Here is a 7,469-nt window from a genome sequence, read left to right as displayed (position 1 = left end):
CCCGCGCCAAGCCCGATTGCCATCGTGGTTGCGATCAATGTCCTTTTCATGATCAGCCCTCCTTTTTCTCGTCGTTGTCGTCATGGGCAAACGCCTTGCGCGCGCCTTCCCACATGCCGACGGCCGCGCCCTTGGCGACGCTGACCATCCGCGCGCCCAACTCGCTTGCCTCATCGGCGACGACATGGGCGGCCTTTCCGCCGGCATGCAGCGTGTCGCTGCCCAGCTCTTTCAACCGGTCGCCCGCAGCGCTTGCCGCCTTGGCGGCCAGTTCGCGCAGGCTTGACCCGGCCTTGCGGGCATCTTCGGCAACCTCGTCGAGAATGGCTCTTGCCACCTTGCCCGACCGGTCGGCGACCCGGCGGAGAGCCTCGACGAACAGGTCGCCAACCGAATCCAGATCCTTGGCCAGCTGTTTCAGCTCGCTCGCCGTGTATTCGCCGGCCTCCTTGCGGGTCCTGGAAACGGTTTCACGGGTTTGCTCGATCACAATTCCTAGTCCTTCGCGCACACCCTCGGCTGCGGCCTGCGCGGTCTCAGAGACATACGCGCCCGACTCTTCAGCCGCTTCGACCGCAGCCGACAACACGGCCTCAGAGACATTGCGGGCGCGCTCGGCAGTGAATTTCGCCTCACCTAGGGCTTTGGCCGTCGCATCGCGGGTGATCCTGCGCACGTTTTCATCGACCTTCTCGCCGTTTTCGATGGCCGTCTTCACCGCGTCCCTGACCGCATCGCGGGTCACGCCCAGAAGCTCTGTCATCTCCAGCTTGGCATCGGCGACCGCATCGGTGATTTCCTCGCGGATGTTGCCGGTAAACTCCTGCGCGGCCTCCTTGGCCCCTTCCAGGCTTTCGCGAAGGCTAGCGGCGAGCTTCTCTTCCTCACTCACGATCCGTTCTTTCGCTCCGGCAACGTCCTTTTCGGCGGCCGAAATAAGCTGGGCCGGGGCATGGCGGACACCTTCGACCGTTCCCGCAACCGCAGCCGACACGGTGTCGCGGGTTGCGCCACCGGCCTCTTCAAGCGCCTTCACGGCGGAGGAGACGGCCTCGTTTGACAGTTTGCGCGCTTGCGTGGCGCCGCCTTTCAGGTCTGCTGCTGCCTCGGCAACCGCATCCCGCAGGATGGCATGGGTTTTCTCTGCCGTCAGAGCGCCGTTTTTCTTGGCCTCCTTCACCGAGTCCGTGATCTGTTTTCTCACTTGGGTAAACATGGGTTTTCTCCGTTTTCAGGTTGGCGCGCCAACCGACCCTTTTGTCGGCCAGCACTCATCCAGACGGGATATTACCGGTCGGGGCGCAGCCAAGATGCAACCCAGGTATCAGGACATGCGTTTTTTCGTGAAAACCACCTTTCAGGCAATTCCTCGCCGAAGGCGCGCAGCCAAAAACGTCTCAGATGTCGAGCTTTTTCTGAGCCTTGGCGATGAGTTCGTTCAGATCGTCGATCGCCCATTTCCCCCGTCCGGTCGAGAGAATGCCTTCCTGCTTCCATTTCGACATCTGGCGCCCGACAACCACCCGCACCGAACCGATCATGGATGCCAAGGTTTCCTGCGACAGATCGTTGATCAGGCGCAGCCCATGGACCGGTGCGTTGCTGGTGATGTGGCGCAGGATCAGGCGCGCCAGCCGGGCTTCGGTATCATATAGCGCCAGGTCCTCGGCCTGATCGGCAAGGCGGTGCATCTGTTCTCCCAAATAGGGTAGGAACGTCCGGTTGATCTCGGGGTTTTGTAATATCCACTGCCTGACCTGGGACTGGCTTGCGGTCAGGATTTCCATGTCATCCAGCGCCGTCACGATGACATCGCGGGGCTGGCGATCCAGCAGGCTGATCAAATCAAACGCGTCGCCGGGCCCCAGAAGGTCAAGGATATGCTCGCGCCCGGTTTCCGGGTGATAAACAGAAACCTTGGCCCGACCGCTGACCACCGCAGAAAACCTCTGATCCGCGTCGGGCAGGCTCACATTCGTGTCGCGCCGGAGTGCGGTGTCATAAGAGAACATCCCCAGGATGTCGGCCTGAACGTCGCTGCCCAGTCCGGCAAAAAACGGCGATTGGCGCAGCGCCGCAAGGCAGTGATCGAATTTCGGATCGGTCGGTTTCATTGAAAATCCTCGCTCTTTGCGTAATCACGCTGGAGACTTGTTTTTCAGCTTGCCCTTGACGGGCGTGAAATGACAGTCTAGCTAACCTAACGAACGTTCAGTAAGGTTTCAACGCATGCAACGCCAAACCAGAAAAAAATCGCCGCCGCCGGACAAAAGGGGCGAGATTTTGCAGGCCGCGGCGGCCCTGTTTGCCGAGCACGGATTTGCCGCCGTGTCCATTCGCGATCTGGCGCGAGCAGTGAACACGACACCGGCGGCGCTGTATCACTATTTCAGTGACAAGGACGCGATATACCGTGCCACGCTCGAGTTTGTCTTCTCGGACAAGGCAAAGGCGACCAGTGACCTGGCAAAGGGGCAGGAGGCCCCTGAAATCATGCTGGAACGGCTGATCACCTGGCTCATCGGTCAGTTCCTAGACAACCCGGTCATGACAAGCCTCTTGCAGCGCGAGCTTCTGACCGGCGACAGGGAGCGGATCAGTTTTTTGACCAAAGAGGTTGTCGCCGCGCCGTTTCGGGAAATTGAGAGCCTCATGCGGCGGTTGGCGCCGAATCACGAAGACACCCTGTCAGCGGTGTCGGTCCTGTCGCTGGTTCTGGGGTATGTCGAACTGACCCCTGTTCTCGAAGGAATAACCGGCCAGCCTGTCACGCGCGAGCGGGATATGGCGTTTGCCAATCACGCAAGCCACCTGGTGCTGCACGGGTTGTCGCCGCGGCCAGACGCAAGGGAAGCCCACTGATGTTCAACGCGCTTTTTCGTACTGCCCTGGTTGGGGTCTGCCTGTTTGCCCTGGTTGGCTGCAAGGAAGATCCCGAAGGGCATCACGCGCCGGAAGCCCGCAGTCTGGACCTTCCGGTAACCCGCGTCGAGATTGCCGCGGCAGACCGGCTCTACAGCACGCCCGGCAGTGCAATCTCGCAAGAGCGTATCGAGGTTTCGTCGCGCACGACCGGGTATCTTCAGCGTATAACGGTCCACGAGGGCGACGTGATTTCAAAGGGGGATATCCTGATTGAAATCGACCCGACCGATATCGAAGGCGCCATCAACCGGGCGCAGGCGGCGCTCAGTTCCGCCGAAACTGCCTTAAGCGATGCGGAACAGGACGTTGTCAGGCTCGAAAACCTGCTGGAGCGGGGCGCGGTGTCGAATGAAAACCTGCGCAAGGCGACGGTTGCCCGCGATGTGTCGCGCGCAAGGCTGGCCGAGGCGCAAGCGGCGCTGGATACCGCCCTGGCGGGGCGCAGATACACCACAATCATCAGCCCGATCGATGGTATCGTGGTCGCCCGGCAGAAACAGGTCGGCGATCTGGCGACCCCCGGCTTTCCGATCCTGACCATCGAATCGCGCACGCGGCTGCTGTTCAGAACGTCCGTCTCGGAAAGCCATATCGGTGTCGTGCGCGTCGGCGACCCTGTGAAGGTGGCAATTGATGCGCTCGGCAAGGAGGATGTCACCGGAGAGATCCTGCGGATCATTCCATCCGGTGACCCGGTGACCCGGCGTTATGATGTCGAGATTGCCTTGCCGTCTGGGCTGGATGTCTTTCCCGGCATGTTCGGGCGGGCGCATTTCGTCATCGGGTCGGACCGGGTGGTGACGATCCCGGCGCGCGCCCTTACTGAACGAGGGGGGCTGCCCGGAGCATTTATTGTCGGCGATAATGGTGCGGTGCATTTCAGGTGGCTGCGTACCGGGCGCGAACTGTCTGATGCCATCGAGGTCAACGCCGGACTTAACGGCGGCGAAACCATCGTTGCGCAAGATGATGACCGTCTGCGCGGCGGAGACCGGATAGAAACCACCGCAGGGGCCACGCCCGATGAGTGAGCCGAAACGCAACATTGCCTGGCGATTGTCGGAAATATTCGTCACCTCCCGATTGACGATCCTGACGATCCTGGCCCTCACATTTTTTGGTTCAATCGCGATCTATCTTACTCCGCGCGAGGAAAACCCGCAGATCATCGTGCCAGCCGCACATATCAGCGTGCAATTCCCCGGAGCCTCGGCCCTTGAGGTCGAACGGCTGATCGTGACACCTCTCGAGGCGATCGTCAGCGAGATCGTTGGCGTCGATCATACCAACGCCTTGGCGATGAATTCGGTTGGCATTGTCGGGGTATCGTTCAAGGCAGGCGAGAATAAGGAAGACAGTTTTGTCAAGCTCTACAACCGGATATCGGGCAATCTCGACAAGATGCCGTCCGGCTCCAGCGCCCCGTTGATCAAGGCGCTGGATGTGGACGACATGCCGGTTGTCACCGTCACGCTGGCTTCGGACACGTATGACGATTTTGCGCTCAAACAGATGGCTGAGCACATGGCCGAGCGGTTGCACAGCCTGCCATCGGTGTCGGTTGTTACCGTCAAGGGCGGGCAGGATCGTGAAATCCGCATCAATCTCGACCCTGACAGGCTGGCCGCCTTCGGTGTGCCGTTGACCCGTGTGCGCGACACCCTGGCCGGAAACAACCTGTCCGTTCCTGCGGGTGACACGGTGCAAGAGGGGAGCACCCGCTCGGTGTTTCTCGACGGGTTCTTCAAGGATGCCGATGCCGTTCGAAACCTGGTTGTCGGGCAAAACGGTGGCAGGCCGATCTATCTTGGCGACGTTTCAGACATTGTCGATGGGCCGCCGAAGGAGCGCGAAAGGATCAGCCGGTTCAGTTTTGGTGCCGGCGATGCGCGCAATGCTGAATTCGGGAATCTCGACATGGCCGCGGTGACCTTGGGCGTCGCCAAGAAGAAGGGCACCAACGCGGTTTTCATGGCCGACGACACGATCGAACGTATCAGGCGCATGCAAGACGAGTTTCTGCCGCGTGACGTACATGTCGTGGTGACCCGAAACGACGGCGAAAAGGCCGATGACGCGGTCAACCTACTAATCGAACACTTCTTCATCGCGGTCTCTACCGTCTTTCTTGTTCTGATCCTGTTTCTGGGCTGGAAGGAGGCGCTCATCGTCACCATGACCGTGCCGCTGGTGCTGTTCGTGACGATTGGCGCGGATTTCATCCACGGCATCACCATCAACCGGGTGAGCCTGTTCGCACTGATCCTGTCGCTGGGCCTGCTAGTCGATGACGCGATTGTCGTGATCGAAAACATCCACCGCCGATATTACAATGGCGGCGGCGAGAAGAAAGACATCACCATCCGCGCCTGCGCCGAGGTCGGCGGCGCGGCCAACCTTGCCACCGCCACGGTGATAGTGGTGTTCCTGTCGTTGATGCTGGTCGGGGGAATGCCGGGGCAGTATTTCTACCCCGTCGCCTTCAACGTGCCGGTCGCCATGGCGGCCTCGCTGTTTCTGGCCTATACGGTGACGCCTTGGGCCGCCTATCGCTGGGTTGGAATGGGGCACCGGGAAGAAGAGGCCGAGGCCCGGCCCGGGCGACTGGAGCGTGCCTATCGCTGGCTCATGGAACTGTCGATGAACCGTCGTGCCGTTCGCTGGGCCATATACGGCGTGACGCTTGCGACGCTGTCGCTGACGGTGCTTCAGCCAGCATGGCAATTCGTGCGGCCTGAAGGCGTAGCCGGACCGAAGCCCTCGTTTGGTGTCTCCACGGGCTTTTTGCCAAAGGACAACAAGAACACATTCAACGTATCCTTGCAGACACCGGAAACGACACCGGTCGAGATGACCGACCGATTGGTGCGGGAGGTCAATGCGATCCTGGTAAAAAATCCGCTGATCACCAATACGCAAAGCTGGGTCGGCCAGTCAGGTGTGATCGACTTCAACGCATTGTTGCGCGGCAGCGGTGACAGGGTGGGCGCCAATATCGGTGAGATCCGCGTCAACCTGATCGACAAGCACGCGCGCGAGACGTCCTCGATCGAGCTTGTGCGCGAATTGCGGCCCGCGGTGGAGGCCATCGCCGCTAGATACCCCGGTACATACGTGCAGATGGTCGAGGATCCACCTGGCCCGGCGATGCGGGCCACGGTGCTGGCCGAGATCTACGGCAAGGATCTGGATGTTCTGCGCGAGTTGTCCGGACGGGCGGAAGAGATATTCGCCGCAACATTTGACATGGTCGATATCACCACCAGTGAGCCTCTTGACGTTGTCGAATACAAGATCGTCGTCGATCAGGAAAAAGCCGCGCTGTCGGGTGTCAGTAATGCCCAGATCGCTGCCATTCTCCGGCCCTTATACGCGGGTGAAGTCATCGGAAGGATCCATTCCGACAATTCCAGGCATGTCGTCCCAATCCGGGTGAGAGTACCTTACAGCCAGCAGCCCGATCCGAACCACCTGGAAAACATCATTGTCGAGAATGCCGCCGGCCAGGGGATACCGCTGTCGGAACTCGTGCAGGTGGTTTCGGGGCTACGCGACCGGCCGATCCTGCACAAGGACAACGAGCGTGTGACTTTCGTCGGCGGCGAGCTTGCGCAGACATCGCAAATCTACGCCATCGCCGATCTGGACAGCAAGTTCGACGGTATGGAGATCGGCAACGGGCTTCGACTGGAAACCGGCAACATTTCGCTGGCCACCGCCGCGCCGGACACAATCGGTAAGTACCAGTTGCTATGGAACGGCGAAATCCGGCTGATGCTGGACACCTACCGCGACATGGGCATGGTTATGGGTCTGGCGCTGGTGTTCGTCTTCCTGCTCCTGGTGGGTTATTATCAGTCCTTCAAGATCCCGCTTGTGTCGATGGCCTCTGTTCCTTTGGGGATGATCGGCGTGTTCCCCGGCCACTGGATCATGGGCGCGGATTTCTCAGCAACGTCCATGGTTGGCATCATCGCGCTGGCCGGAGTCGCGATCCGCAGTTCTCTTTTGATCATCGACTTCATCCGCGACAACCAGAGCCAGGGAATGGCGCTGCAGGAGGCAGCCTATCAAGCGGGTATTGTCCGGGCGCGTCCGATCCTTCTGACCACGCTTGCCGTCGTTCTGGGTTCGGCCATCATGCTGACTGATCCGGTGTTCGGCGGACTTGCAATCAGCCTGATATTCGGTACGGGCGTGTCGTCGGCACTCACAATCATCGTCGTGCCGGTGCTTTATTACCGTGCAAACAGAGGGGCGGAGGCATGACGCTGCCAAACGATCCGGCACCGGGGCGGTGGCACTCACCATAGGATCCTCGATCGTGACGGCAGCCTCGGGGTAGACTTTCCGCTCGGGCTTGCCGCATTCGCAATGCTCGGTTTTTTCGGAGGGGTGATCGGCGGCTTCATCCTGTTATGGTCGATCTGGCGAAACGGGCGAAAGTAGGGGGAGAAAAATGCGGATTGGGCTGGCTCTTGGAAGCGGGGGCGCGCGCGGATGGTGCCATATCGGCGTTTTGCGGGCGCTGGAAGAAGCGGGGC

At 60.3% G+C, this 7,469-nt stretch carries 5 protein-coding genes; 3 read left to right on the top strand and 2 right to left on the bottom strand.

Annotated elements, in window-relative coordinates:
• Window positions 1–52 precede the first annotated feature (52 nt).
• Together OE747_RS24310 and OE747_RS24305 are read right to left on the bottom strand one after the other, a co-directional pair.
• The gene (locus OE747_RS24310; RefSeq protein ID WP_263831021.1) at window positions 53–1,216 is read right to left on the bottom strand and encodes a DUF6781 family protein; all 1,164 of its coding nucleotides are present in this window, start codon (window positions 1,214–1,216) and stop codon (window positions 53–55) included.
• 181 nt (window positions 1,217–1,397) lie between these two features.
• Entirely contained in the window at window positions 1,398–2,114 is a 717-nt protein-coding gene (locus tag OE747_RS24305; protein ID WP_263831020.1) for a Crp/Fnr family transcriptional regulator, read from the bottom strand.
• 169 nt (window positions 2,115–2,283) lie between these two features.
• Between OE747_RS24305 and OE747_RS24300 the strand changes: the two genes are divergently transcribed.
• From OE747_RS24300 to OE747_RS24290, 3 genes are read left to right on the top strand one after another with little or no spacing between them, the layout of a single operon-like run.
• Window positions 2,284–2,862, top strand: coding sequence for a TetR/AcrR family transcriptional regulator (locus OE747_RS24300; RefSeq protein ID WP_263831019.1), 579 nt, complete (start codon window positions 2,284–2,286; stop codon window positions 2,860–2,862).
• Complete coding sequence (locus tag OE747_RS24295; RefSeq protein WP_263831018.1) at window positions 2,862–3,956, top strand: efflux RND transporter periplasmic adaptor subunit; 1,095 nt, start codon at window positions 2,862–2,864, stop codon at window positions 3,954–3,956. The genes OE747_RS24300 and OE747_RS24295 overlap by 1 nt, the downstream gene beginning before the upstream one ends.
• On the top strand, window positions 3,949–7,194 hold the full coding sequence (locus tag OE747_RS24290) for an efflux RND transporter permease subunit (RefSeq protein ID WP_263831017.1): 3,246 nt from the start codon (window positions 3,949–3,951) through the stop codon (window positions 7,192–7,194). Before OE747_RS24295 ends, OE747_RS24290 begins: the two co-directional genes overlap by 8 nt.
• The last annotated feature ends 275 nt before the right edge of the window (window positions 7,195–7,469 follow it).

The sequence above is a fragment of the Ruegeria aquimaris genome, from assembly GCF_025751555.1.
GTDB classification, from domain to species: domain Bacteria; phylum Pseudomonadota; class Alphaproteobacteria; order Rhodobacterales; family Rhodobacteraceae; genus Ruegeria_B; species Ruegeria_B aquimaris.
This window is presented reverse-complemented; position numbering and strand designations above follow the sequence as displayed.